Below are 22,529 nucleotides of genomic sequence, written 5' to 3'. Positions count from 1 at the left end.
GAGGCCCGGGTGACAAGAGCCTCCAGGCAACTGGTTTAGACCTGTGAGTCGTCTGACGTGGGGTGGCCCCTTCCTCCCGAGCGGGGGGAGAAGGGGCCACACAGTCTCACGGACGGAGGGAAGGGAAGGTTCAGGACGCGCGGGCCCGTCCGCCCTGCGGCGGACCGCCCCGCTGTCCTAGGACGCGCGGGCCGTCTCCAGCGGCTCCGTCGGCATGACCTGGGTGAAGACGTCGTCGTACGAGTGCACCTCGTCCGTCCCGGAGAGGAGGTACGCCTGCGCCTCGCCCACATGGAAGTACATGCCGTGCAGCGTGAGCGTGCCCTCGGCGAGCCGCCGCGCCACCGACTCGTACGCCCGCAGGTGCTCCAACTGCTGGACCACGTTGGTCAGACAGAGCTGCTCGACCGCGTCGGCCGGCAGCCGCCCGGAGATCCGGGCCCAGGCGTGTCTCCGGCTCGCCATCCGCTCCAGGCTGGGCGTGCCGTGCCGCAGCCAGCGGCGGAGCGGGCTCGGCGGGTCGTCCGGGCGGCCGTTGAGCAGGGCCTGCATCGCGCCGCAGCCGGAATGGCCGCAGACGGTGATCGACTCGACCCGCAGCACCTCCACCGCGTACTCGATCGCCGCCGCCACCGAGTCGTCACCGCTCTCCTCGCCGGGGAGCGGGACGAGGTTGCCGACATTGCGGACGGTGAACAGGTCACCGGGGCCGCTCGACGTGATCATGCTGGTGACCAGCCGGGAGTCGGCGCAGGTCAGGAAGAGCTGCGAGGGCCGCTGGCCCTCCCGGGCGAGCCGCGCCAGCTCGTCCCGTACCAGCGGGGCCGTGTTCCGCTGGAACTTGCCGATGCCGCTGGCCAGTTTCAGCCCCGTCGTGGGCGGGGTCTCCCCGGTCTCGTCGGTCTCCGCGTCGGGCGGGCTCGCGGGCTGCTCGCCGCACTGGTGGTTGTGCCAGGGCGTCCAGGGGCGGCAGCAGCCGTGCGCGGCGGCCGAGGGGGCCGTCGGCGTGGGCTCGGCGATCCGGACGCCCGAGGGGCCGGTCGTCTCGACCGTACCGCCGTTGGCCAGGTGCCCGGCGGTCCAGTCGCTCAGCGTCTCGTAAGCGGCGTGGTCCATGAAAGATCCGTCCAGCTCGACCACCACGTCGGAGCCGTGGGGGAGTTGATGCAGGGCCCGGCTCAGCCGGGGAACGGCGAGGAAGGTCAACTGCCCCCGCACGTGCAGCAGCTGGCGCCCGTCCCGCTCTTCGCGGGTGATCCGGGTGCGGGTCAGCCGGTGCAGGGCGACCGCGATGGCCACGGCGATCCCGAGGGCGACCCCCTCCAGGATGCCGATGAGGACGACACCCGTCAGGGTCACCGCGTAGACGACGACCTCGCGGTGTCTGGTGACGGTACGGATGCGGGTGATGCTGACCATCTGGATGCCGACCACCATCACCAGGGCGGCGAGCGCGGGCAGCGGGATCAGGTCGAGCACGGGCACGAGCAGCAGGGCCGCGAGCACGATCCACAGACCGTGCAGCATCGTGGAGGCCCGGCTCACCGCACCCGCCGACACGTTGGCGACACTGCGGACCGCGACTCCCGCGACCGGGAGGCCGCCGAGCGCACCCGAGACCAGGTTGGCCGCGCCCTGACCGGCGAGCTCGCGGTCGAGGCGGGAGCGGGGGACGCCCCTGCCACCGTCGGCGCGGGCGGCGACCAGCTTGTCGACCGCGACGGCGGAGAGCAGCGACTGCACGCTGGTGACCAGGGTGATCGTCAGCACTCCGGCCGCGATGCCGAGCACCGGACCCTCGGGCAGGCCGGGCAGGGCGTGGCTGCTCCAGGACGGCAGGTCGACCCGGGGGACGGCGAGCCCGGCGACGGCCGCCACCGCCGTCGCCCCGGTCACCGCGACGAGCGCGGCCGGGACCTTACGGGCGAGCTGCCCGGCGCGGCCCGGCAGCCGGGGCCAGCCGAGCAGGCCGACCACGGTGAGGGCGCTGATGCCGAGCGCGGCCGGGTCGATGCGCGCCAACTGGCTCGGCAGTCCCATGACGTTGTCGACGGCGGAGCTCTGCGGGGTGCCGCCGAGCACGATGTGGAGCTGGGCGAGGGCGATGGTGACGCCGATGCCGGCCAGCATGCCGTGCACGATCGCGGGCGATACGGCGAGCGCCGAGCGGGCCACGCGCAGGGCGGAAAGGCCGAGTTGGGCGAGTCCGGCGAGGACGGTGATGGCGCAGGTGGTGCGCCAGCCGTACAGCTGGATGAGCTCGGCGGTCACCACGGTGAGGCCGGCGGCGGGGCCGCTCACCTGGAGCGGGGAGCCGCCGAACCGGCCGGCCACGAGGCCGCCGACGGCGGCGGCGACCAGGCCGGACTGGAGCGGCGCTCCGGTGGCGAGCGCGATGCCGAGCGAGAGGGGCAGGGCGATCAGGAAGACGGCGACGGAGGCGGACAGATCGGCCCCCGCGATCCGGAAGCGGCGGGGCCGCTCCGGCGGGCTGTGGGGCCGCTGGACGCGGGGTCGGTTGGTGGTGCGGTCGGGGGTGCAGAGGGTCATTCCCGTCTCCTCCGGGGCAGCGCGGTCGCGGTTCGTGCGGGACGAACGTGGGGGCTCGCGGCCGTGGGTCACGGCATGCAGCGGCGGGATGCAAAGCGTGGCAAGGCGGGGTCCCCGCCGAGACGAGGACCAACGCTCGGTAAATGGATCGTAATGGAGAGTAAAGTCTCCGGCATTATTTTCGGGGCAAACAGGGCAATGATTCACCGGTTCCGGTGAAGGACGAACGTATTGCCGCTTGTCGTTTCATCTTTCCGGCCGCCTCGGTGCGACGTTGACGCCGCTCGTACGGAACCGAGGAGAGGTGGGCGGATGACAGCCGCCGGGAGAAGGACCACTGCCCAGAGGAAGGCGCTCGCCGCCGGTGCCCTCGCCGTCGCCCTGATCACCGGCCTCGCCGGCTGCTCGGGCTCCGACGGAACCGCCACGAAGAGCACGCCGGGCGGCGCGGGCGCCAAGAAGGGCCCCGCCGCCGCCCCGAACGCGGTCCGCCTGATCGGTGACGGCTCCACCGCCTACACCGGCGCCCAGCCCCGCCAGCCCGTCTGGCAGCGGCTCAAGCCGGGCGAGACCCCGCCGCAGTTCGTCGTCTTCTCCTGGGACGGCGCCGGCGAGGACAGCCAGAAGCTCTTCTCCCACTTCCGCGCGGTCGGCAAGAAGTACGACGCCACCATGACGTACTTCCTCAGCGGCGTGTACCTGCTGCCCGAGGAGAAGAAGGCCCTCTACGACCCGCCGCAGCACAGCCCCGGGCGCTCCGACATCGGCTTCAACGACACCGAGGGCATCCGCGCCACCGTCCGCGAACTCCGCGGGGCGTGGCAGGAGGGCAACGAGATCGGCACCCACTTCAACGGGCACTTCTGCGGGGCCGACGGCGGCGTCGGGACCTGGTCCGTCGACGAGTGGAAGAGCGAGATCAAGCAGGCCAAGTCCTTCGTCAAGAACTGGAAGACCAACTCGGGGCTGCGCACCGAGCAGCCGCTGCCGTTCGACTACGACAAGGAGCTCGTCGGCGCCCGCACCCCCTGCCTCGAAGGCCGGAAGAACTTCGTCCGCGCGGCGGCCGAGCTGGGCTTCCGCTACGACACCAGCGGCGTCAACGACCAGATCTGGCCCAAGAAGGACCTGGGCCTCTGGGACCTGTCGCTGCAGCTCGTCCCGGTCCCGGGCCGCGCCTTCCAGACCCTGTCCATGGACTACAACTTCCTCGTCAACCAGTCCCCGGGCACCACGCAGGGCGACCCGTCCCAGCGGGAGTACTGGGGCAACCAGATGAGGGACGGCCTTGTGCAGGCCTTCCAGCGCTCCTACCAGGGCAACCGCGCGCCGCTCATCATCGGCAACCACTTCGAGTCCTGGAACGGCGGCACGTACATGCGGGCCATCGAGGAGACCATCGCGACGGTCTGCGTGCAGAAGGACGTCAAGTGCGTGTCCTTCCGCCAGCTCGCGGACTGGCTCGACGCCCAGGACCCCGACGTCATCGCCAAGATGCGCACCCTGAAGGTCGGCCAGGCCCCGCCGGCCGGCTGGAAGGCCTTCCTCGCCCCCCAGCCGGCGACCCCACCGGCCCCGTCGGGGGCCGCCGGCGCCGCTAAGCCGGCTGAACGGCGCTGAGGCTCTCGGTCAGGACGAAATCGGGGTCGACCTGCGCGGCCAGGTCGGCCCCGGTCTTGGCGTTGCCCCAGCTCTCCGCGTTGCGGAGGTGGAAGTGGACCATCTGGCGCGTGTAGCGCTCCCAGTCGCGGGCGGTGTACGAGTCGTCCGCCGCGTCCTGGAGGGCCTGGAGGGACATCCGGTTCTCGGCCTCCAGGAGGTCGAAGCGCGGCGGGCGGCCCTTCTCCATCGCGCGGACCCAGTCCGAGTGGCCCACCGTCACGAGCAGGTCCTCGCCGACCTCCGCGCGCAGGAAGTCGAGGTCGTCCTGGCCCTGCACCTTGTTGCCGACGACCTTGAGCGCGACGCCGAAGTCCCGCGCGTACTCCTTGTACTGGCGGTAGACCGACACGCCCTTGCGGGTCGGCTCGGCGACCAGGAACGTCATGTCGAAGCGGGTGAAGAGGCCCGAGGCGAAGGAGTCGGAGCCCGCGGTCATGTCGACGACCACGTACTCGTCCGGGCCGTCGACCAGGTGGTTGAGGCACAGCTCCACCGCGCCGACCTTCGAGTGGTAGCAGGAGACCCCGAGGTCCGACTCGGTGAACGGGCCCGTCGCCATCAGCCGGATGTCGCCGTCGTCCAGCCGGACCGTCCGCGCACAGGCCTCGTACACCGGGTTCTCCTCGCGGACCCGCAGCAGCCGCGAACCGTCCCCGGGCGGAGTCGTCTTGATCATCGTGTCGGCGGAGACGATCCGCGGGTTGCTGCCCCGCAGGTACTCCTTGATGAGCGGCAGGTGCGCGCCCATCGCGGGCAGCGCCGCGGCCTCCGCGTCGGGCAGGCCCAGCGCGGCGCCGAGGTGCTGGTTGATGTCGGCGTCGACGGCGACGACCGGGGCTTCGTTGGCGGCGAGGTGGCGGATGAAGAGCGAGGACAGCGTGGTCTTGCCGCTGCCGCCCTTCCCGACGAAAGCGATCTTCATGTTCACCTAGGGTAGTGGTATGAACGCGCCGCGTGGTCGGGATGCGTGAAGAAGACCACTCCATCGTGGGGTCGGCCCGCGGGGCGCGTAGCCTCCCTACTTATGAGTACGCACGCCTCTGACCCCTTGGCCGCCCTCGGCTCCCTGCCGGGCGTCGCCGACGCGGTGGACTCCGTACGCAAGGCCGTCGACCGGGTCTACGGCCACCGTGTGATGCGCCGCCGGAGCAACGAGATCTCCTCCGAGGCGGCCCTGCGCGGCGCCCGCGGCTCGGCCGCCCTGTCCGGGGCCGACTGGGCCCTCGAAGAGGTCCGCCGCCGCACCGACTTCGGCTCCGACGCCGAGGCCCGCACGGTCGGTGCCGCGCTGCGCCTCGGCGCCGAGGCGGGGCAGCTGCTCTCCATCTGGCGCCAGTCGCCGCTCCGGGTCCTCGCCCGGCTCCACCTGGTCGCCGCGGGCGATCCCGGCGAGTCCGTGGGCCGGCCCCGGCTGGACGGCGAGACGGTCGACGAACCGCTGGTGGAGGCGCCGCTGCCGACGCCCGCCGAGGTCGCGGGCCGGCTCGACGGCCTCGCGGAGCTGATCGTCGCGGGCGGCGAGGCCCCCGCGCTCGTGACGGCCGCCGTGGTGCACGGCGAGCTGCTCGCGCTGCGGCCCTTCACCACCCACAACGGCCTGGTCGCGCGGGCGGCGGAGCGGATCGTGCTGGTCGGCAGCGGTCTCGACCCCAAGGCGATCTGCCCGGCGGAGGTCGGCCACGCGGAGCAGGGGCGGGCCGCGTACCTGGCCGCGTTCGAGGGGTACCTGTCGGGGACGCCGGAGGGCGTGGGCGGCTGGATCGCGCACTGCGGCCGCTCGGTCGAGCTGGGTGTCCGCGAGTCGACGGCCGTGTGCGAGGCGCTGCAGCGCGGCGCGGCCTGAATCCGGCCCGGACAGAACGATTCCGGGCCCCCGCGGGGGCCCGGAAAGGGTTGCGGCGGCACCAGTTCTGGCACCGCCGCTGGCACGTCTACCCAGTTACCATGCGTCCTCGAATATGTGCCCATCAGGCCGGGAACTTTGCCCGTGGCCTGGTGCGGCTGGCCCGTAATCGACGGGTCGACGTCGCGTGGGTGCTCGGTTTCTGTGCTAGGTCCGTGGGGCCTTCATGCTCAACAGGTGATCCTCTCGGATGTCCTCGGTCTCGCGGGCCTGATTCCTTTCTACTCCTGTCGCGGTAGAAGCGAAAGTGCTGGCTCCACTTCTCTGCTCATTGCTCAAATTCGGGCAAAGTCATCCGCGAGCCGATGGGTCAGAGCGGCCTGCCGACGGCGGGCGGCGTACCAGACGAGTCCGGCCCCGACGGCCGCCGCACCCACGGCCGCGGCGGCGACCAGGGTGGGACGGGGCGGCATCCGGAACTCCGGCAGCCGCTGCTTCAGCCGCACCGGCTTCTCGAAGGCGAGGACCGGCCACTCCCGGGCCACGGCCTCGCGGCGCAGCGCCCGGTCCGGGTTCACCGCGTACGGGTGGCCGACGGCCTCCAGCATGGGGATGTCGGTGGCCGAATCGCTGTACGCGTAGCAGCGGGAGAGGTCGTACCCCTCCGAGGCGGCGAGCTCACGGACGGCATCCGCCTTCGTCGGCCCGTAGGCGTAGTACTCCACCTCGCCGGTGAAGCAGCCGTCCTCCCCGACCACCATCCGGGTGGCGACGACCCGGTCGGCGCCGAGCATCTCGCCGATCGGCTCGACGACCTCGGCGCCGGAGGTCGAGACGATCACGACGTCGCGGCCGGCGGCGTGGTGACCCTCGATGAGGGAGGCGGCCTCGTCGTAGATGATCGGGTCGATCAGGTCGTGAAGGGTCTCGGCGACGAGCTCCTTCACCTGGGCGACGTTCCAGCCTTTGCAGAGCGCGGAAAGATATTCGCGCATCCGCTCCATCTGGTCGTGATCGGCCCCACCTGCCAGGAAGACGAACTGGATGTACGCCGTCCGCAGGGCGGCACGGCGGCTGATCAGTCCGCCCCGGTAGAAGGACTTGCTGAAGGTCAGCGTCGAGGACTTCGCAATGACCGTCTTGTCCAGGTCAAAGAAGGCGGCTGTGCGCGGCAAGGAGTGGTTTTCCACAAGCCTGAGCATAGGTGCCCGCCATTCGGCGTACGCTGGGGCGCGTGGGTTTGCCTGAGAAGGCTCTCGGGTACACCATGGAAGTCACGGATCGTTCGCGACCGTGCTAACCCGGTCCGGCTCCTCCCCCCCCGAGTCGGCCGGAGAGACGACCCCCGCTCTCCCCCCCGGCGGGGGTCGTCGCATGTCCGGAGCCGTTTCGGCGCTGTGGGACATCGTCCGCTCCCTTCCTCCCGGCCCTCGGCCGCACCTCGGTCGGCGCGCTGCCGGACCCTTGATTCGTCACTCACCGTAACCGGCAGGCTGCGTTCCGGGGTAGTCCCCCGGAGAGTGACGAAGATATTCACAGGGCTCCGGATATCCACAGTTTTTCGGCACGATCCCCAGGATTTTCAGCAAGGCCCCACGGTGATTCCTGTCGCGAAGTTCGCGGACGACAGGAATCACGAGAGGGGTGTGTGCCATGGAGGCATCCAGGACCACCGGGGCCGACGGGACGGCACGGGCCGCGGGGCCCAGCGGTGCGGATCGCGCCCGGGGGCCGAGGAGTTCGGCGAAGGTCCCGGGTCCGGCCGTGAGCGGGGCGGCCGGACCCGACGAACCGCGCCGCACGGGGCCGCTGATCGTCACCGAGGACCTCGGGCTCCTCGACGACCTCCTCCGGCTGTGCGCCGCCGCGGGCGTCGAGCCCGAGGTGCACCACCGGGTGCCGGAGCGGCGGGCGAGCTGGACCGACCCACCGCTCGTGCTGGTCGGCGACGACGTCGCGGCCCGCTGCCGGGGCGCGGCGCGCCGCCCCGGGACCGTCCTCGTCGGGCGCGACCGGGACGACCCGGCGGTCTGGCGGCTGGCCGTCGAGATCGGCGCCGAGAGCGTGCTGCGGCTGCCGGACGCCGAGGGCGTCCTGGTCGACCGCATCGCCGACGCGGCCGAGGGGGTGGGCCGCCAGGCACTGACCGTCGGGGTCGTCGGCGGCCGCGGCGGCGCGGGCGCCTCCACCCTCGCCTGCGGACTCGCGCTCGCCGCCGCGCGAACCGGACACCGCACGCTGCTCGTCGACGGCGACCCGCTCGGCGGAGGGCTCGACGTGCTCCTCGGCGGGGAGCGCGAGGACGGCAGGCGATGGCCCGACTTCGCCGCCTCGAAGGGTCGCTTGGCCGGTGGCGCCCTGGAGGAGTCCCTGCCGTCGGTGCGCGGGGTCCGGGTGCTCAGCTGGGGCAGGGAACCGGCGGCCCCGCTGCCGCCCGAGGCCGTGCGGTCCGTGCTCGCCGCCGCCCGCCGCAGGGGCGGGGTCGTGGTGGTCGACCTGCCGCGCGCCGCGGACGCCGCGGCCGCCGAGGCGGTCACCCAGCTGGACCTCGGACTGCTCGTCGTGCCGGGGGAGTTGAGGTCCGTCGCGGCCGCCCACCGAGTGGCCTCCGCCCTGTCCGCGGGGGTGCGCGACCTGCGGGCGGTGGTCCGTGGGCCGTACGCGGCGGGGCTCGACGAACGATGGATCGCCGACGCCCTGCGGCTGCCGCTGGTCGGTGAACTCCCCTACGACCCGGGCATCGTGGCCGACCAGGACGCCGGGATGCCGCCGGGCGCCGAGCCCCGTGGCCCGCTCGGCCGGTTCTGCGACGCGTTCTGGACGCGTGCCCTCGCCCCCGGAGGTGCGGCATGACCGGAGTGTCGTCGGCCGGTGGCGGGGCGGGACTGCTCGACGCCGTGCGGCAGCGGCTCGCGGCCAGCGGCTCCGAGCCCACCCCGGCGCGCGTCGCGGCGGCGCTGCGGGCCCAGGGACGGCTCCTCGGGGACGCGGAAGTGCTCGGCGCGGCGGAGGAGTTGCGGTGCGAGCTGATCGGCACCGGACCGCTCGAACCGCTGCTCGCCGATCCCGCCGTCACCGACGTCCTCGTCTCGGCACCCGACCGGGTGTGGGTGGACCGGGGAGCCGGACTCGAGCGGGCGCCCGTCTCCTTCCCCGACGCCCTCGCCGTCCGCAGGCTCGCCCAGCGGCTCGCGGCGGTCGCCGGACGCAGGCTCGACGACGCCCGGCCCTGGGTGGACGCGCGACTGCCCGACGGCACCCGCATGCACGCCGTGCTGCCACCGGTGGCGGTCGGCTCGACCTGCCTCTCGCTCCGCGTCGTGCGACCGCGCGCCTTCACCCTGGAAGAGCTGGCGGCGGCGGGCACCGTCCCGCCGGGCGGCGCCCCGATCCTCCGCGCCCTGATCGACGCACGGGTGTCGTACCTGGTCAGCGGCGGGACCGGCACGGGGAAGACCACGCTGCTCGCCTCCCTGCTCGGACTGGTCGGCGAGCGGGAGCGGATCGTCCTCGCCGAGGACTCGGCGGAGCTCCGGCCCGACCATCCGCACGTGGTGCGCCTGGAGGCGCGCCCGGCGAACCAGGAGGGCGCCGGACTCGTGACCCTTCGGGACCTGGTCAGGCAGGCGCTGAGGATGCGGCCGGACCGGCTGGTGGTCGGCGAGGTCAGGGGCGGGGAGGCCGTCGACCTGCTGGCCGCTCTCAACACCGGCCACGAAGGCGGCTCGGGGACGGTCCACGCCAACACGGCGGCGGACGTACCGGCCCGGCTCGAAGCCCTGGGAACGGCGGCCGGGCTCGATCGGGCCGCCCTGCACAGCCAGTTGGGGGCGGGTCTGTCCGTCGTGCTCCACCTGGCGCGGGACCGGGACGGGCGGCGGCGGATCGCCGAGGCGCACGTGCTGGAGCGGGACCGGGACGGTCTGGTGCGGACGGTTCCCGCGCTGCGGTGGGGCACGGCCGGCTTCACGCGGGAGCGGGGCTGGGAGCGGCTGAAGGCGCTGATCGGAGGGGGGTCGTGATGACGGAGCGGTTGCCGCACGCCCACGCCGTGGCCCAAGTGGTCTGGGTGGCCTGCGCGGTGCTGGCGCTGAGGTGGGCGGCCGAGCGGCAGCGAGGAGCCGGCAGGGCACGGGCGCTGCTCACCCTCGCCGACGCGGCGGGAGCAGGTGCCCGTGGGGTCGACAGTGCTCGTGGGGTCCGCGGTGTCGGTCGGGCCCGTGGGTTCGGTGATCTCCGTGGTCTTCTCGACCGTCGACGGGCCGGCCGGCCGGCGGTGGTCGCGGGCTGGTGGGCGGTGCTGCGGTCCCGGCGGGCCTGGCTGTGTCTGCCGGCGGCGGGGGCCCTCGCCCTGCTGGGCGCGTCGCCGCTGCCGCTGGTGGCGGGCGCGCTCGCTGTGCCGCTGGTGGAGCGGCGGCTGCGGGCGGCCGAGCGCCGGAGGGCACGCGAGGCGCGGGCCGAGCGGGTGGTGTCCCTGTGCGGGGCGGTCGTCGGCGAGCTGAGGGCCGGATGGCAGCCCGCGCAGGCCCTGTCGTTCGCGGCCCGGGAGACGGGCGCGCTGGGCGCGGAGGAGGCCGCGGTCCTCGCGGCGGCCCGGTTCGGCGGCGACGTGCCGGAGGCCCTGCGGAAGGCGGCGGACCAGGACGGCGCGGACGGGCTCGCGGGCATGGCGGCGTGCTGGCAGGTGGCCGTCGACGGCGGCGCGGGCCTGGCCGCGGGACTGGACCGGCTCGAAGCGGCCCTGCGGGACCACCGGGAGCAGCGGGAGCGGCTGCGCGCCGAACTGGCGGGCGCCTGGGCGACGGTGGCGGTCCTCGCGGTCCTCCCGCTGGCCGGTGTCGCCCTTGGCGCGGCGCTGGGCGCGGACCCGCTGCGGGTGCTGCTGCACACGCCGGCGGGCCTGGGCTGCCTCGTCGTGGGCGGCGCGCTGGAGGCGGCCGGGCTGTGGTGGGCGGCGCGGATCGTACGGGGAGGGGAGCGGGAGTGATCGAGCACGCGGAGCGCGGCGCACTCGCGGCCGCGGCGGTGATCGGCTGCGCGCAGGGGGTCCGGGAACTGGTGCGGGCCAGGCGGGTACGCGGGATGCGGCGGCGGGTGAGAACCCTGCTCCCGGGCCCGGCTTCGGTTCGGGCCCCGGCGCCCCGGTCGCCGAAGGGCAGGTCCGGCCCGCTGGGACGGGTGGGTCGCTGGGTGGCGCCGCTCGGGGCGGCCGGGCTCGGCTGGGTGCTGTTCGGGGCGATCGGCGGACTGCCGGCCGGGGCCCTGGTGGCCGCCTGGGTGCGGCGGGCGTCGATGCGCGGACCTTCCCCGGCGGGGGACGAGGACGAGGCGGTACGTCATCTGCCGCTGGCGGCCGATCTGTTGGCGGCCTGCGCCTCGGCCGGGGCCGGGCCCGGAGAGGCGGCGGAGGCCGTCGGCAGGTCCCTCGGCGGCCCGCTGGGCGAGCGCCTGACCCGCACGGCCGCCGAGCTGCGGCTCGGCGGCGAACCCGGCGAGGTGTGGCGGAGGTTCGGCGCGATACCGGGCGCCGAGGGACTGGCGCGCTGCATGGAACGGGCCGGTTCCTCGGGGGCGCCCGCCGCGGAGGCCGTCGCCCGGCACGCGGCCGCCCTGCGGTCGGCCCGCGCCCGCGCGGCGGCGGCCAGGGCGCGCCGGGCACAGGTCCTGATCAGCGCGCCGGTGGGGCTCTGCTTCCTGCCCGCCTTCCTGGCGGTCGGGGTGGCCCCGGTGGTGATCGGCCTGGCGACGGGGCTCCTGGCCGGATGAGCGACAGCACGGCACGACGAGGCATGACACGACACGAACGACGGATCGAGGGGATCGGCATGGCAGACACGGCAGGCGTGGCCGGCGTGGCGGGCACGGCAGGTACGGCAGGTACGGCAGATGCGGCGGGGATGGAAAGGATCGTGGTCAAGGCACGCAGGGCGCGGGCGGTTGCCTGGGTGGCGGTGCGTGGGTGGTGGCGTAGGCGGCGCGAGGCCGCGCGGAGCGACGCGGGGATGACCACCTCCGAATACGCGGTGGGCACGATCGCCGCGGCGGGCTTCGCCGCGGTGCTCTACAAGATCGTGACCAGCGGGGCCGTCTCGGGGGCGCTGGAGTCGGTGATCGGGAAGGCCCTCGATGCGCCGTTCTGACCGGGGTTTCGTGACGGTGGAGACGGCGATGACGCTGCCCGTCCTCGCCCTCTTCACGGTGACCCTGCTCTGGGGTCTCGCGGCGGCGGCCGCGCAGATCCGCTGCGTGGACGCGGCGCGGGCCGGGGCGCGGGTCGCGGCCCGCGCCGAGCCCGTGGCCTCCGCGGCGGCGGCCGCGCGGGCCGCCGCGCCCGAGGGCGCCCGGGTCTCGGTGACGCGGTCCGGGGAGCTGTGGCGGGTGACGGTGGAGGCCGCGGCCCCGGGCCCCCGGGGCATGGGACTCACCCTGAGGGCGGACGCGGCCGCCCTGGCGGAGGACACGGTGATCGAGGGCCCACCGTGACGGCGGCAGACGCCCGGCGCCCGGCTCGGCCCCGACGGGGGCGCCGAAGGGGCGGTTCGGGTCGGTGCCGAGGTGGCAGCTCGGGCGCGACTGTGTGCCGGGCGGGGCTTCCGGGTGATCGGGGCGCGGCTGGGCGCCGGGCGGGGCCCCCGGGTGATCGGGGTGCGGCGACGGTGTGGGTGGCGTTCGCGGCCTGTGCGCTCTGTGTGGTGTTCGCGGCGGTGCTCGCGCTGGGGCAGGCGGTGGCGGCCCGGCACCGGGCCGGCGGGGCGGCGGATCTCGCCGCGCTGGCCGCGGCCGACCGGGCGCTGTGGGGCGAGGCCGAGGCCTGTGCCGCCGCGGCCCGGGTGGCCGGGGCGCAGGGCGCCGAGCTGGTGGGGTGTGTGGTGCGGGGTGAGCTCGCGGAGGTGACCGCCCGGGTGGCGCGCGGCCCCTACCGGCCCGAGGTCAGGTCGCGGGCGGGGCCTCCGGGGCCGCTCGGAGGATCTCCGTGAGGAGTCGGACGGCGCCGCGTTTGTGGAGCGGGTCGTTGCCGTTGCCGCACTTCGGGGACTGGATGCAGGACGGGCAGCCGGCCTCGCACTCGCAGGAGGCGATGGCCTCCCGGGTGGCCGTCAGCCAGGCGCGGGCCGTGTGGAAGGCGCGCTCGGCGAAGCCCGCCCCGCCCGGGTGGCCGTCGTACACGAAGACGGTGGGCAGCAGGGTGTCGGGATGGAGCGGCACGGAGACGCCGCCGATGTCCCAGCGGTCGCAGGTGGCGAACAGCGGCAGCATGCCGATGGAGGCGTGCTCGGCGGCGTGCAGGGCGCCGCCGAGGATCTCCGGGGTGATCCGGGCGGCGTCGAGCTGGTCCTCCGTGACCGTCCACCACACGGCCCGGGTGCGCAGGGTGCGGGGCGGCAGGTCGAGCTTGGTCTCGCCGAGCACCTCTCCCGTGATCAGCCGGCGGCGCAGGAAGGAGACGACCTGGTTGGTGACCTCGACGGAGCCGAAGCAGAGCCGGCCGGCTCCCCAGGGGATCTCGGTCTCGGTGTCCAGGACGGCGATGGAGGTGGTGTCGCGGGCGGTGGTGGAGTACGGCGGGGCGGCCTCCTCCACGAGGGCCACGGAGTCCTTGAGGTCGAGCTCCCGCACCAGGTAGGTGCGGCCCTGGTGGAGGTGGACGGCGCCCTCGTGGACGGCCGTGTGGGAGGCGGCCTCGTCGACGGTGCCGAGCAGCCGGCCGGTGCCGGACTCCACGATCCGGACGGGGCTGCCGCCGCCGCCCCGGATGTCGGTGAGGTCGGCGGCCCGCTCGCGGCGGGTCCAGTACCAGCCGGTGGAGCGGCGGCGCAGCAGGCCGGCGCCCTCCAGCTGGGGCAGCAGCTCGGGGACGGCCGGGCCGAAGAGGGCCAGGTCGGGTTCGGTCAGCGGGAGCTCCGCGGCCGCGGCGCAGAGATGGGGGGCGAGCACGTAGGGGTTGTCGGGGTCCAGGACGGTCGACTCGACCGGCTGGTCGAAGATCGCCTCCGGGTGGTGGACCAGGAACGTGTCCAGCGGGTCGTCCCGGGCGACGAGGATCGCGAGGGCGCCCTCGCCCGAGCGGCCGGCGCGGCCCGCCTGCTGCCACAGGGAGGCCCGGGTGCCCGGGTAGCCGGCGATCACGACCGCGTCCAGGCCGGAGACGTCCACGCCGAGCTCCAGGGCGGTCGTGGCGGCCAGGCCGAGGAGCTCGCCGGAGTGCAGGGCCCGCTCCAGGGCCCGGCGCTCCTCCGGCAGGTAGCCGCCGCGGTAGGCGGCGACGCGGCGGGCGAGCGAGCGGTCGGTCTCGGCGAGGCGCTCCTGGGCGATCACCGAGATCAGTTCGGCGCCGCGCCGGGAGCGGACGAAGGCCACCGAGCGGACGCCCTGCCGGGTGAGGTCGGTCAGCAGGTCGGCGGTCTCGGCGGTGGCGGTGCGGCGTACGGGGGCGCCGCGCTCGCCGTGCAGTTCGGTGAGCGGCGGCTCCCACAGGGCGAAGACCAGCTCGCCGCGGGGGGAGGCGTCGTCGGAGACCTCGGTGACCGGCAGGCCGGTGAGGCGGCCGGCGGCGAGGGCGGGCTCGGCCGAGGTGGCGGAGGCGAGGAGGAAGACCGGCTCGGAGCCGTACCGGGCGCAGATCCGGCGCAGTCGCCGCAGTACCTGGGCGACGTGGGAGCCGAAGACGCCCCGGTAGGTGTGGCACTCGTCGATCACGACGTAGCGCAGGGAGCGCAGGAAGGAGGCCCACCTGGGGTGGGAGGGGAGTATGCCCCGGTGCAGCATGTCGGGGTTGGTCAGCACGTAGTTCGCGTACTGGCGGACCCACTCGCGTTCCTCGACGGGGGTGTCGCCGTCGTAGACGGCGGGGCGGATCCGGTTGCCGAGCGGGGCGGCCAGTTCTCGTACGGCGCGCCGCTGGTCCGCGGCGAGGGCCTTGGTGGGCGAGAGGTACAGGGCGGTGGTCCCGCGACCGTTCGGGGCCTCCGCGCCGTCCAGGAGGGTGGTCAGGACCGGGGCGAGGTAGGCGAGCGACTTGCCCGAGGCGGTTCCGGTGGCGATCACCACGGACTCGCCGTCCAGGGCGTGCTCCGCGGCCTCCGCCTGGTGGGCCCAGGGGTGCTCGATCCCGGCCGCCTCGATCGCCGCGATCACCTCCGGGCGGATGCGGTGCGGCCAGACGGCATGACGACCCTCCCGGGCGGGCATGTGCTCCGTATGAGTGATGCGCGCGGCTCGGCTCTCGCCCGAGGAGAGCCGGTCGAGGACCATGCCGGGGGAGGGGCGGCTGCCCGTGTCTCCGGCCGGTCGTCGGGGGCGCTGATTCGTGGCCATCGGCACCGAGTGTGTCACTGCCATGACGGACAATGCTTCCAAGGCGTCGTGCATGGCTGCTGGTAAGTGATTGAATGCCATCGCGGCTGGCGATCAGTTCCCTGACTCCGCCCGGGAGACCCGAGGGAACGATCGTTCGATAGCAAGGTGCTGGAGGATCCGTGGACCTGTCCCTGTCGACTCGCAATGTGTCCGGCGCTGGTGGCGACCGTACGGTCGTCGAGGTCGGTGGCGAGATTGATGTGTATACCGCGCCCAAGCTGCGCGAGCAGTTGGTCGAGTTGGTGAACGACGGCAGCTACCACCTGGTCGTCGACATGGAGGGCGTGGACTTCCTCGACTCCACCGGCCTCGGTGTGCTCGTCGGCGGCCTGAAGCGCGTGCGCGCGCACGAGGGTTCGCTGCGTCTGGTCTGCAACCAGGAGCGCATCCTCAAGATTTTCCGGATCACGGGTCTCACCAAGGTGTTCCCGATCCACACCTCGGTCGACGAGGCCGTCAACGCCGTCGACTGAGCCCAGGGGGTTCGTATGGCCACCGTTGAACTCCGCTTCAGCGCTCAGCCCGAGCACGTCCGTACGGCCCGCCTGGTGGCCGCCGCGGTCGCGCGCAGGGCCGGGGTGGACGAGGCGGTCCTCGACGAGGTGCGTCTCGCCGTCGGTGAGGCGTGTTCGCGTGCCGTCGGGCTGCACCGCAGCAACGACGTCATGACGCCCATCAGGGTCGTGCTGACCGAGGAGGAGAAGACGTTCTCCATCGAGGTCGGCGACGAGGTCCCGGGTGCGGGGGTCGCGGCGGCCGATGCCGTCGGTGTCCCCGGCGCGCGGGCCGCGGCCCCGGCCGAGGACTTCGACGACGCCGACGGTGAGGACGAGATGGGGCTCGCGGTGATCCGCGGGCTCGTCGACGACGTCGAGGTGAGCGCCGGCGAGGACGGCGGCACCATCCGGATGAGCTGGCCGGTGAGTTCGGCGGACGTCCTGTCCTGACCCGTACACGCACCGCCGCACGCGCGGCGCGCGGCAGTACGAGAAGAGGCCCCGCACCGCGGGGCCTCTTCTCGTTGCGCCGCTCCGGCCCGCCCCCGGCGTTGGTGCATCCGCGCGGGGGGTCCGCAGCATCCCCGTCTGTACCGGTTCGTCTCCCTATGATCCGTCCCCATGTACCCCACTTCTCTCGCCGCGGCGGTGCTCACGAGCGGGAACCGGACGATCGTGTACGTCGTCGGGGCCGTCGCCCTCGCCGCGCTGGTGGTCGCGCGGCTTCTCGTCCGCCAGGTGCTCAAGGCAGGTGAGGGCACCGAGCGGATGCGAGAGATCGCCGCCGCCGTGCAGGAGGGGGCCAACGCCTACCTCGCGCGGCAGCTGCGGACCCTCGCCGTCTTCGCGGTCGTCGTGTTCTTCCTGCTGATGCTGCTGCCCGCGGACAACTGGTCGCAGCGTGCCGGGCGCTCCCTGTTCTTCCTGGTGGGGGCGTTGTTCTCGGCGGTCACCGGGTACATCGGGATGCGGCTCGCCGTACGGGCCAACGTCCGCGTCGCCGCGGCCGCGAGGGAGGCCACGCCGGCCGCGGGCGAACCGGAGCGGAGCCTGACGGAGGTGGCGCACCGGGCGATGCGGATCGCGTTCCGTACCGGCGGGGTCGTCGGCATGTGCACGGTCGGCCTCGGACTGCTCGGGGCGGCCTGCGTCGTCCTCGTCTACGCCGCCGACGCGCCCAAGGTCCTGGAGGGATTCGGGCTGGGCGCCGCGCTCATCGCCATGTTCATGCGGGTGGGCGGCGGCATCTTCACCAAGGCCGCCGACGTGGGCGCCGACCTGGTCGGCAAGGTCGAGCAGGGCATCCCGGAGGACGATCCGCGCAACGCGGCCACCATCGCCGACAACGTGGGGGACAACGTCGGCGACTGCGCGGGCATGGCGGCCGACCTCTTCGAGTCGTACGCCGTGACCCTGGTCGCCGCGCTCATCCTCGGCAAGGCGGCCTTCGGCGACCACGGTCTCGCGTTCCCCCTGATCGTGCCCGCCATCGGGGTGATCACCGCGGTGATCGGGATCTTCGCGGTCTCCCCGCGGCGCGGCGACCGGGGCGGCATGAGCGCGATCAACCGCGGCTTCCTCGTCTCGGCGGTGATCTCGCTCGCCGGGGTGGCCGTCGCCGCGTTCGTGTACCTGCCGTCCTCGTACGCCGAGCTCGAGGGCGTCACCGAGCCCGGCATCCGCGACCACGCCGGGGACCCACGGGTCCTCGCCCTGGTCGCCGTCGCCCTGGGCATCGTGCTCGCCGCGCTCATCCAGCAGCTCACCGGCTACTTCACGGAGACGAGCCGGCGACCGGTGCGGGACATCGGCAAGTCCTCGCTGACCGGTCCGGCGACCGTCGTCCTCGCGGGCGTGGCGCTCGGCATGGAGTCCGCCGTCTACACGGCGCTGCTGATCGGCCTCACCGTCTACGGGGCGTTCCTGCTGGGCGGTGCGTCGATCATGCTGGCGCTGTTCGCGGTCGCCCTCGCGGGTACGGGGCTGCTGACCACCGTCGGGGTGATCGTCGCCATGGACACCTTCGGCCCGGTCGCCGACAACGCGCAGGGCATCGCGGAGATGTCCGGGGACGTGCGGGGCGCCGGCGGGCAGGTCCTCACCGACCTGGACGCCGTGGGCAACACGACGAAGGCCATCACCAAGGGCATCGCGATCGCCACCGCCGTCCTCGCGGCCTCGGCGCTGTTCGGCTCGTACCGGGACGCGATCGCCACCTCGGTCGCCGAGGTGGGCGCGAAGGCGGACGAGCTGACGCTCTCGATGGACATCTCCCAGCCCAACAACCTCTTCGGCCTCATCCTCGGCGCGGCGGCCGTCTTCCTCTTCTCCGGTCTTGCCATCAACGCGGTGTCGCGGTCGGCGGGGTCGGTGGTCCACGAGGTGCGGCGGCAGTTCCGCGAGCACCCCGGGATCATGAACCACACCGAGAAGCCCGAGTACGGACGGGTCGTCGACATCTGCACCAAGGACGCGCTGCGTGAGCTCGCCACGCCCGGGCTGCTCGCCGTGATGGCCCCGATCGCGGTCGGCTTCGCGCTGGGCGTCGGCGCGCTCGGCTCGTACCTCGCGGGGGCGATCGGGACGGGTGCGCTGATGGCGGTCTTCCTCGCCAACTCCGGTGGCGCCTGGGACAACGCGAAGAAGCTGGTCGAGGACGGGAATTACGGCGGCAAGGGCAGTGAGGCGCACGAGGCGACGGTGATCGGGGACACGGTCGGCGACCCGTTCAAGGACACGGCGGGTCCGGCGATCAACCCGCTCCTGAAGGTGATGAACCTGGTCGCGCTGCTCATCGCCCCGGCGGTGGTGCGGTTCAGCTACGGGGGTGACGCGAGCGTCGGACTGCGGGCGGGAGTCGCGGCGTTCGCGCTGCTCGTCGTCCTCGCCGCCGTACGGGTGTCCAAGAAGCGTCCGGTGACGGTCTCCTGACGTGACGTCCGGCGGCGGGCGTACGAGGTGTCCGTGCGGGGTTTCCGTGCGTGGTGTCCGGCGTGGTGTCCGTCTCATTTCCGGGCGCGTCGGGTGCGGTCGAGGCGGCTTCCGCTTGGTTCAAAAGACTGCAATCCGGGGTGAATCCGTCGTACGAAAGGTGGAAGTAGCCCGTTCGGCGTGTATGTTCCGGGGCCGAGAGCCTTGGAAGGGACCGATCCGTTGAACAAGAAGCTTGCGGCCGCACTGTCCGGCGGCGCGGTACTGGTGCTCGCGCTGTCGGGTTGCAGCGACGACGAGGGCAACAAGGTGGACGACTGGGCGAAGACGTTCTGCGACCAGGCGAAGCCTCAGATCCAGAAGCGGGCCGACGCGCACCAGATCATCATCTCGACGGCGGCCGACAGCAAGCCCGCCGAGATCCAGGCCGCCGACTCGAAGGCGTTCCAGGACATCGCCGACGCCGACCGGGCGCTCGCCAAGGCCGTCGAGAGCGCGGGGGCCCCGCCCGTCGAGAACGGCGAGAAGGTCCAGCAGGACGCGATCAAGGAGCTCAACGCCACCGCCGTGGCCTACGAGGGGCTCAAGAAGCAGGTCGACGCGCTGGACCCGACGAACCAGCAGAAGTTCGCGGACGGCCTGCAGGGTGTCGCCGACGGTCTCACCAAGATCGAGAAGATGGACCAGAACGCCCTGTCCAAGCTGGAGGAGGGCGAGCTCGGCCAGGCGATGGCCAAGCAGCCCGGCTGCCAGAAGCCCACGGCCTCGGCGTCGCCGAAGGCCGGCTCCACGGCCTCGGGTTCCCCCGGCACGGGCGCGGACGCCTCCGCGAAGCCGAGCACGAAGGCCACGCCGACCAAGACCGAGGAGTAGGCGGCAGGCCCCGGCGCCGCGCGGGGCCGGGCCGCCTCGGCGCCGGCGCCGCGCGGACCCGGGCACGCGCGCCCAGGCCGCGCGTGGCGATCCCGGCCCCGGCGCCGCGCCCGGCGGTCCGCGGTGATCCCGGCCCCGGCGCCGCGCGGGCCCGGGCCGGACCGGCCACGGCCGCGCCCCACGCCGCCCGCGGTGATCCGGGTGGCGTCGACGGGTCGGCCGTTCGGTTGTCGGTGGTGGCGGTCACAATGGAGCGGTGAGTACGACCAGTCTGCCCCCCAAGCTCCCGGTGCCCGCGCACGCCGCCCGTCTGCGCGAGGCCCTGCTCGCCGCCGACTTCACCGCCGACGGCCTCCTCGACCTGCTCGGCGCCCCGGCGTACGCGGCGCTCGCCCGCAGCGAGACCGTGCCCGCCCTGCGGGCCACCCGGGGCGACTCCCCGCTGGCGACCCTCGTCCGGCTCTTCCTGCTCCAGGAGTCCGTCGGACACGAGCGGGCCGCCGCCGCGCTGCCGCTCGACGAGGCCCTCGCCGACGGCTGGGTGGTCGACGAGGACGGCAGCGTGTCCGCGACGGTCGACGTCCGGCCGTACGGCGGGCCGGACGGCGAGGACTGGTTCATCGTCTCCGACCTCGGCTGCGCCGTCGGCGGAGCCGGCGGCATCGGCAAGAAGGACGAAGGGGTCGTCCTCGGCGTCGGCGGCGCCTCCACCACCCTCGCCGGGATCACGGTCCGCACCCCGGTGGCCTCCGCGCTCGACCTCGGCACCGGCTCCGGCATCCAGGCCCTGCACGCGGCGCAGCACGCCACCCTGGTCACCGCCACCGACCTCAACCCGCGCGCCCTGGACTTCACCCGGCTCACGCTGGCGCTCTCCGGAGCCCGGGAGGCCGAGCTGCTCACCGGCTCGCTCTTCGAGCCGGTCGACGGCGACACGTACGACCTGATCGTCTCCAACCCGCCGTTCGTGATCTCCCCCGGCGCCCGGCTCACCTACCGGGACGGCGGGATGGGCGGCGACGACCTCTGCCGGACGCTCGTCCAGCAGGCCGGCGAGCGGCTCAACGACGGCGGCTACGCCCAGTTCCTCGCCAACTGGCGGCACGTCGAGGGCGAGGAGTGGCAGGACCGGCTCCGGTCCTGGGTGCCCGCGGGCTGCGACGCCTGGATCGTGCAGCGCGAGGTCCAGGACATCACCCAGTACGTGGAGCTGTGGCTGCGCGACAGCGGCGACCACCGGGGTGACCCGGAGGCGTACCGCGAGGCGTACGGGCGGTGGCTCGACGAGTTCGAGGCCGGCAAGACCCGCGCGGTGGGCTTCGGCTGGATCACCCTCCGGCGGAACGACGCGGTGGCCTCGGGCGCCGTCGAGCCGTCGGTCGTCGTCGAGGAGTGGCCGCACCCCGTCGAGCAGCCCCTCGGCCCGACCGTCCGCGCCCACTTCGAGCGCCAGGACTACCTGCGCCGTCGCGACGACGCCGCCCTGCTCGCCGACCGGTTCACGCTGGCGCCCGAGGTCGTGCAGGAGCAGGTCGGGCTGCCCGGCGCCGAGGACCCGGAGCACGTGGTGCTCCGGCAGAACCGGGGCATGCGCCGCGCCACCCGGGTGGACCACGTCGGCGCCGGGTTCGCCGGCGTCTGCGACGGCACGCTCAGCGCCGGCCGCATCCTCGACGCGATCGGCCAGCTGATGGGCGAGGACCCGGTGGTGCTGCGGGACCGCACCCCGCAGGCGATCCGGCTGCTCGTGGAGGAGGGCTTCCTGCTGCCCGTCGCGGAGGACGCGCCCGAGGGCGGCGGCGCTTGATCCGGATCGAGCTGGACGAGGCCTCGCTCGGGGCGACGCGGATCGCGATCAGCCCCCTGCGGGACGCGTTCTGCTCGATGCACCTCGCGCTGCCGCACCGGCGGCCGTCCTGGCCGTACCAGGAGTGGGTCGGGCAGGCGCGGGAGGTGTGGCGCGAGGACGACCGGCTGCGGCCGCTGTGGGACCTGTTCGCCGAGGGGCGGTACGACGTCTCCGACTTCCTGCTGCCCCGGCCGTTCGGCACGGCCCACGTCCACGAGGAGCTCGCCGCGCTGCGGTCCACCGACCCAGAGTTCGTCCGCGCCCAGGTCGCCGTCTGCTACCCCGGCATGGCCGAAGCGCCGTTCGTGCAGCCGTATCTGAGGGACCCGCAGGCCGCCTGCGCGGCGCTCGCCGACGCGTACGCCGCCTACTGGGAGGGCGCGATCGAGCCGTACTGGCCGACGATGCGCCGGCTCGTCGAGGACGAAGTGCTCGTCCGCGCCAGGACGTTCGCGACCGAGGGGGTCGACGCGCTCTTCGCGGGACTGGAGAGCCGGGGCCGCTGGCAGCCCCCGGTGCTCGAACTGACCAAGCACGTCGAAGCGGAGTACGCCCCCGGTGAGCGGCGGCTCGTCCTCGTGCCGCTGGTCTTCGCGGAGGGCTGCCGGCTGTACTCGACGGACGACCCCGAGGTGTTCGCGCTCAGCTTCCAGGCCCGCGGCGCCGGTGCGCTGCGCGAACCGCCCGAGCCCGCCGCCGAGGACCGGCTCGGGCTGATGCTCGGCCGGGGCCGGGCGGCGGTCCTGCGCGAGCTGGGCGGCCCGCTGACCACCGCGGGGCTCGCCGACCGTCTCGGGCTCGCGCCCAGCACGGTCTCCGAGCACCTGTCGGTGCTGGCGGAGGCCGGTGTCGTGACCCGGCACCGGGTCGGGCGGTCGGTGTACTACCAGCTGACGGACACCGGCCGTTCGCTGCTCGCGCTGCTCGCCGGCGAGGACGTGCTCAGGGCCGTGGCCTGACGAAAGGC

Annotated in this window: 19 protein-coding genes; 15 read left to right on the top strand and 4 right to left on the bottom strand. The window is 73.9% G+C overall.

The annotated features are described in order from the left end of the window. Positions 1-177: 177 nt before the first annotated feature. Positions 178-2,550 (bottom strand): SulP family inorganic anion transporter, encoded by a 2,373-nt coding sequence (locus DEJ43_RS16610; RefSeq protein ID WP_015034533.1) that lies wholly within the window; start codon positions 2,548-2,550, stop codon positions 178-180. Positions 2,551-2,862: 312 nt separating this feature from the next. On the opposite strand from DEJ43_RS16610, the gene DEJ43_RS16605 reads away from it, so the two are divergent. After that, on the top strand, positions 2,863-4,170 hold the full coding sequence (locus DEJ43_RS16605) for a polysaccharide deacetylase family protein (protein WP_015034532.1): 1,308 nt from the start codon (positions 2,863-2,865) through the stop codon (positions 4,168-4,170). Here the strand turns inward: DEJ43_RS16605 and DEJ43_RS16600 are convergent. Next, positions 4,148-5,134 (bottom strand): ATP-binding protein, encoded by a 987-nt coding sequence (locus DEJ43_RS16600; RefSeq protein ID WP_015034531.1) that lies wholly within the window; start codon positions 5,132-5,134, stop codon positions 4,148-4,150. The genes DEJ43_RS16605 and DEJ43_RS16600 overlap by 23 nt on opposite strands. Positions 5,135-5,236: 102 nt before the next feature. Here DEJ43_RS16600 and DEJ43_RS16595 point away from each other — a divergent pair, with 102 nt between their 5' ends. After that, positions 5,237-6,055 (top strand): Fic family protein, encoded by an 819-nt coding sequence (locus DEJ43_RS16595; RefSeq protein ID WP_041662552.1) that lies wholly within the window; start codon positions 5,237-5,239, stop codon positions 6,053-6,055. Positions 6,056-6,390: 335 nt separating this feature from the next. Here DEJ43_RS16595 and DEJ43_RS16590 read toward each other — a convergent pair whose 3' ends face one another. Further along, positions 6,391-7,257, bottom strand: a complete 867-nt coding sequence (locus tag DEJ43_RS16590) for an HAD family hydrolase (RefSeq protein WP_015034529.1) — start codon at positions 7,255-7,257, stop codon at positions 6,391-6,393. A gap of 451 nt (positions 7,258-7,708) precedes the next feature. On the opposite strand from DEJ43_RS16590, the gene ssd reads away from it, so the two are divergent. The 7 genes from ssd (at position 7,709) to DEJ43_RS16555 (ending at position 13,032) form a co-directional block, all read left to right on the top strand. Further along, on the top strand, positions 7,709-8,908 hold the full coding sequence (ssd, locus tag DEJ43_RS16585; protein WP_015034528.1) for a septum site-determining protein Ssd: 1,200 nt from the start codon (positions 7,709-7,711) through the stop codon (positions 8,906-8,908). Beyond that, a complete protein-coding gene (locus DEJ43_RS16580) occupies positions 8,905-10,077 on the top strand; it encodes a TadA family conjugal transfer-associated ATPase (RefSeq protein ID WP_015034527.1) in 1,173 nt (390 codons plus the stop codon). Before ssd ends, DEJ43_RS16580 begins: the two co-directional genes overlap by 4 nt. Continuing rightward, positions 10,077-11,042 carry a type II secretion system F family protein gene (locus DEJ43_RS16575; RefSeq protein WP_015034526.1) on the top strand — a complete coding sequence of 322 codons (966 nt, stop codon included), beginning with the start codon at positions 10,077-10,079 and terminating at the stop codon, positions 11,040-11,042. Before DEJ43_RS16580 ends, DEJ43_RS16575 begins: the two co-directional genes overlap by 1 nt. Beyond that, positions 11,039-11,821 carry a type II secretion system F family protein gene (locus DEJ43_RS16570; protein WP_015034525.1) on the top strand — a complete coding sequence of 261 codons (783 nt, stop codon included), beginning with the start codon at positions 11,039-11,041 and terminating at the stop codon, positions 11,819-11,821. Before DEJ43_RS16575 ends, DEJ43_RS16570 begins: the two co-directional genes overlap by 4 nt. A gap of 131 nt (positions 11,822-11,952) precedes the next feature. Next, the gene (locus tag DEJ43_RS38690; protein WP_051025892.1) at positions 11,953-12,195 is read left to right on the top strand and encodes a DUF4244 domain-containing protein; all 243 of its coding nucleotides are present in this window, start codon (positions 11,953-11,955) and stop codon (positions 12,193-12,195) included. Continuing rightward, on the top strand, positions 12,182-12,538 hold the full coding sequence (locus tag DEJ43_RS16560) for a TadE family type IV pilus minor pilin (protein WP_202490764.1): 357 nt from the start codon (positions 12,182-12,184) through the stop codon (positions 12,536-12,538). The genes DEJ43_RS38690 and DEJ43_RS16560 overlap by 14 nt, the downstream gene beginning before the upstream one ends. A gap of 173 nt (positions 12,539-12,711) precedes the next feature. Further along, positions 12,712-13,032, top strand: a complete 321-nt coding sequence (locus DEJ43_RS16555; protein WP_015034522.1) for an Rv3654c family TadE-like protein — start codon at positions 12,712-12,714, stop codon at positions 13,030-13,032. Here the strand turns inward: DEJ43_RS16555 and DEJ43_RS16550 are convergent. Next, positions 12,986-15,451: a DEAD/DEAH box helicase gene (locus tag DEJ43_RS16550; RefSeq protein ID WP_041662549.1), complete on the bottom strand. Its 2,466-nt coding sequence runs from the start codon at positions 15,449-15,451 to the stop codon at positions 12,986-12,988. The genes DEJ43_RS16555 and DEJ43_RS16550 overlap by 47 nt on opposite strands. Before the next feature lie 80 nt (positions 15,452-15,531). Between DEJ43_RS16550 and DEJ43_RS16545 the strand changes: the two genes are divergently transcribed. The 6 genes from DEJ43_RS16545 to DEJ43_RS16520 all read left to right on the top strand — a co-directional run bounded on the left by DEJ43_RS16545 (position 15,532) and on the right by DEJ43_RS16520 (position 22,521). Continuing rightward, positions 15,532-15,885: an STAS domain-containing protein gene (locus tag DEJ43_RS16545; protein ID WP_015034520.1), complete on the top strand. Its 354-nt coding sequence runs from the start codon at positions 15,532-15,534 to the stop codon at positions 15,883-15,885. Positions 15,886-15,900: 15 nt separating this feature from the next. Then, a complete protein-coding gene (locus DEJ43_RS16540) occupies positions 15,901-16,359 on the top strand; it encodes an ATP-binding protein (protein WP_015034519.1) in 459 nt (152 codons plus the stop codon). A 171-nt stretch (positions 16,360-16,530) separates the two neighbouring features. Then, positions 16,531-18,840 carry a sodium-translocating pyrophosphatase gene (locus tag DEJ43_RS16535; protein ID WP_015034518.1) on the top strand — a complete coding sequence of 770 codons (2,310 nt, stop codon included), beginning with the start codon at positions 16,531-16,533 and terminating at the stop codon, positions 18,838-18,840. A gap of 222 nt (positions 18,841-19,062) precedes the next feature. Then, on the top strand, positions 19,063-19,713 hold the full coding sequence (locus DEJ43_RS16530) for a small secreted protein (RefSeq protein ID WP_041662548.1): 651 nt from the start codon (positions 19,063-19,065) through the stop codon (positions 19,711-19,713). Between the two features lie 256 nt (positions 19,714-19,969). Next, entirely contained in the window at positions 19,970-21,520 is a 1,551-nt protein-coding gene (locus tag DEJ43_RS16525; protein WP_015034516.1) for a DUF7059 domain-containing protein, read from the top strand. After that, the gene (locus tag DEJ43_RS16520; protein WP_015034515.1) at positions 21,517-22,521 is read left to right on the top strand and encodes an ArsR/SmtB family transcription factor; all 1,005 of its coding nucleotides are present in this window, start codon (positions 21,517-21,519) and stop codon (positions 22,519-22,521) included. The genes DEJ43_RS16525 and DEJ43_RS16520 overlap by 4 nt, the downstream gene beginning before the upstream one ends. Positions 22,522-22,529: the final 8 nt, after the last annotated feature.

The sequence above is a fragment of the Streptomyces venezuelae ATCC 10712 genome, from assembly GCF_008639165.1.
In the GTDB taxonomy this organism is placed as follows: Bacteria; Actinomycetota; Actinomycetes; order Streptomycetales; family Streptomycetaceae; genus Streptomyces; species Streptomyces venezuelae.
Note: the sequence above shows the minus strand (reverse complement) of the source record. Positions and strands in the feature narration are given on the sequence as shown.

Bases quoted from the DNA above. Each gene is read 5' to 3' on its own strand.
- DEJ43_RS16580 (WP_015034527.1), top strand. From the start codon at position 8,905: ATGACCGGAGTGTCGTCGGCCGGTGGCGGGGCGGGACTGCTCGACGCC.
- DEJ43_RS16540 (WP_015034519.1), top strand. From the start codon at position 15,901: ATGGCCACCGTTGAACTCCGCTTCAGCGCTCAGCCCGAGCACGTCCGT.
- DEJ43_RS16535 (WP_015034518.1), top strand. From the start codon at position 16,531: ATGTACCCCACTTCTCTCGCCGCGGCGGTGCTCACGAGCGGGAACCGG.
- DEJ43_RS16600 (WP_015034531.1), bottom strand. From the start codon at position 5,134: ATGAAGATCGCTTTCGTCGGGAAGGGCGGCAGCGGCAAGACCACGCTG.
- DEJ43_RS16550 (WP_041662549.1), bottom strand. From the start codon at position 15,451: ATGGCATTCAATCACTTACCAGCAGCCATGCACGACGCCTTGGAAGCA.
- DEJ43_RS16560 (WP_202490764.1), top strand. From the start codon at position 12,182: ATGCGCCGTTCTGACCGGGGTTTCGTGACGGTGGAGACGGCGATGACG.
- DEJ43_RS16595 (WP_041662552.1), top strand. From the start codon at position 5,237: ATGAGTACGCACGCCTCTGACCCCTTGGCCGCCCTCGGCTCCCTGCCG.
- DEJ43_RS16590 (WP_015034529.1), bottom strand. From the start codon at position 7,257: ATGCTCAGGCTTGTGGAAAACCACTCCTTGCCGCGCACAGCCGCCTTC.
- DEJ43_RS38690 (WP_051025892.1), top strand. From the start codon at position 11,953: ATGGAAAGGATCGTGGTCAAGGCACGCAGGGCGCGGGCGGTTGCCTGG.
- DEJ43_RS16605 (WP_015034532.1), top strand. From the start codon at position 2,863: ATGACAGCCGCCGGGAGAAGGACCACTGCCCAGAGGAAGGCGCTCGCC.
- ssd (WP_015034528.1), top strand. From the start codon at position 7,709: ATGGAGGCATCCAGGACCACCGGGGCCGACGGGACGGCACGGGCCGCG.
- DEJ43_RS16610 (WP_015034533.1), bottom strand. From the start codon at position 2,550: ATGACCCTCTGCACCCCCGACCGCACCACCAACCGACCCCGCGTCCAG.
- DEJ43_RS16575 (WP_015034526.1), top strand. From the start codon at position 10,077: ATGACGGAGCGGTTGCCGCACGCCCACGCCGTGGCCCAAGTGGTCTGG.